The 505-nt window shown below is 59.2% G+C and carries 1 protein-coding gene; it reads right to left on the bottom strand.

Annotated features, from left to right (window positions below):
* On the bottom strand, positions 1-505 hold a 505-nt coding region (locus tag AX756_RS24845; RefSeq protein WP_156461701.1), incomplete at both ends, for an IS3 family transposase.

Below are 505 nucleotides of genomic sequence, written 5' to 3'. Positions count from 1 at the left end.
ACAGGATATGATCGAGGGTGTTGCGACGACCGGTTGAATCCGCCCTGGCCGCCGCGATCCGTGTGGTGGATACAGCCTTCTGGCGGTTGCCTCAAGGCGATTGCCTTCTTCAGCGCCCGGATAACGAGGTCGCGCTTCATCCGGTTGCTCACCGCCCAGCCAATGACGCGCCGGGAATGCAGGTCCAGGATCACAGCGAGGTAGAGCCATCCCTCCTGGGTCCAGACATAGCTGATGTCAGCGGCCCATTCCCGGTTGGCTTGGTCCGCCGAGAAGTCACGATCCAGCAGGTTCGGCGCAATTTTGAAGCTGTGGTTGCTATCGGTCGTGGCCTCACACTTCCTGTTTCGTTTCATGGAAATCCCGTTCTCGCGCATCAGCCTGGCGACACGGCGGTGGCCAATATCAAGCCAAAGGTCCCTCAGTTCCTCGGTCATGCGTGGACGGCCAGAGCTTCCTAGGTCGTGTTGACAAAAGGGATTCACACTCGGCAGTAGGCGTGATT

The organism is Aliiruegeria sabulilitoris, from assembly GCF_001558155.1.
GTDB classification, from domain to species: domain Bacteria; phylum Pseudomonadota; class Alphaproteobacteria; order Rhodobacterales; family Rhodobacteraceae; genus Tropicimonas; species Tropicimonas sabulilitoris.
This window is presented reverse-complemented; position numbering and strand designations above follow the sequence as displayed.